This window comes from Nocardioides caeni (assembly GCF_004912195.1).
In the GTDB taxonomy this organism is placed as follows: domain Bacteria; phylum Actinomycetota; class Actinomycetes; order Propionibacteriales; family Nocardioidaceae; genus Nocardioides; species Nocardioides caeni.
Window position 1 is genome coordinate 1 of sequence record NZ_STGW01000035.1, and the last position, 1,828, is coordinate 1,828.

2 protein-coding genes are annotated in these 1,828 nt (G+C 71.8%); both read left to right on the forward strand.

The window, feature by feature from the left end:
- The first annotated feature begins 219 nt into the window (after nt 1–219).
- A complete protein-coding gene (locus E9934_RS19790; protein WP_158295080.1) occupies nt 220–699 on the forward strand; it encodes a hypothetical protein in 480 nt (159 codons plus the stop codon).
- Nucleotides 696–1,640 carry a nucleotidyltransferase family protein gene (locus E9934_RS19795; protein WP_158295081.1) on the forward strand — a complete coding sequence of 315 codons (945 nt, stop codon included), beginning with the start codon at nt 696–698 and terminating at the stop codon, nt 1,638–1,640. Before E9934_RS19790 ends, E9934_RS19795 begins: the two co-directional genes overlap by 4 nt.
- The last annotated feature ends 188 nt before the right edge of the window (nt 1,641–1,828 follow it).

Consider the following 1,828-nt stretch of genomic DNA (forward strand, 5'->3'; position numbering starts at 1 on the left):
TCGGTGCTGGTGGGCCCGCCCTCGCTGTAGGGGATCTGGTGCCGGTGCCGGTGAGCCCGAGTCCTTCGGCGAGCGCGGTGATCTGGCGTTGCCCGAAGGTGGTGCCCGGCAGTGTCTCCCGGGTCCTTCGTCCCGCATAGACTCAGCCTTCGCCTCCGGTGCTTGACTTCCCCGACACCGACCCCGGACGGCCGACCGTCCTGTGGGGGGACGCCCAAGATGTCGATCGACACCTCTTCTTCTGCTGGGTCCTCGCGTCGCGCGGTGCTCAAGGCCGGCGCTCACGCCGCCTGGGCCGTCCCGGCCGTTCAGGTCGCCACGATGGTCCCGGCCATGGCTGCTTCGGGGACGCCCACCTTGGCGGTCGCGGTTGCCCGCACCATCAGTGGTACGACGATGGCGGCGACCGTGACGGTCTCTGCCTCCGCGGGCGCTGGAACCATCAGCAACGTTCAGCTCACCCTCAGCGGCGCAGGCCTGTCGTCCACGTCCGCGTTGTCCGAGAACAGCGCGAACTGGTCCGCGTTCACGACCAGGACCACCACCTACAACGGCTCGCTGACCCCTGGCACCTCGCTGACCACATTCACGGTCACTATCACCAACATCGACAAGGGCGGCTCCAACGGCCAGCCGATTCTGTTCGCGGTGAGCGGGGCAGGTGCCAACGCAGGATCGACCAGCGTTCAGACCAAGTGACCGGGCGGGGGACCCTCGCGCTCGACGCAGCCGTCCCCCTCGGCTACACGCTCATCCTCCGCGCGGCCACCGATCTCGGTGGCCGCGCGTTGGCGATCAAGGGGCCGGTGCCGCAGGCGCACGGCCTGCGGCCGGACCGCCAGTCGGTCGACATCGACGTGCTCGTCGCGCCGGACGATCGGGACCGGGTCCGCGACCGGCTGGTAGAGCTCGGTTGGTCGCGTCAGGTCGGGGCGACCGAGGCGCCCGTGTTCGAGCCCCACTCGATCGCGCTGAGCCATCCGGCGTGGCCCTGCCACCTCGACCTGCACCACCGCTTCCCCGGCTTCCTCGCCGACGCGGACACCGTCTTCGACGCCCTGTGGGACGAGCGGACCGAGATCACCGTCGCCGGCCAGCCGGTCGCGGCCACCGGCATCGCCGGGAGCACGTTGATCCTGGCGTTGCACGCGCTGCGGCAGACCGGCTCCCCGGCCATGCGTGCCGAGCTGGACGCGGCGGCCGAGCACTGGGCGGCACACGGCACCGATGCCGACCGGGCCGTGCTCCGCACGCTCGCCGAGGTGACCGGCGCGGCTGCCCTGGCCGCGCCCTTCCTCGCCCGCATCGGGGTGGTGGTCGACGTACCCGACGACCCGGCGACCCGCGCGGCCCTCGAGGAATGGCGGATCCGCAACGAGGTCGGCGCCGACACCGGCCTCGGCTGGTTCCTGCTGCTGGCGCGGGCCTCGCCGCTGCGCTGGCCCGGTTTGCTGTGGCGGGCGCTGATGGCCAACGAGTCCGTGCTGCGCGACTACGGCATGGCGGCCGACGGCAGCGGTGCCTGGGCGGCGCGCTGGCGGCGCCTGCGGCGGGTGGCGCGTACGGCGCCCGGGACGGCCCGGCTGATGTGGCACGAGCGCCGGTCGCTGTCGGTGCTGCAGAGGTGGCGTTCGCGGTGAGCGGTGACGGAGCCCGATCTCACGGCTGACCCGGATCTCGATACGGCCGCCGCGACCTCGTTCCTCGGTCGCGGGCCTACTTGATTTCCGCGCGGGCGGTGATCACTTGCTGGTGGTGAGGCGGTACTGCCGCACCGAGAGCGGGCCGAAGACCACGAGGATCACGACGACCCAGATCAGCGTGTAGA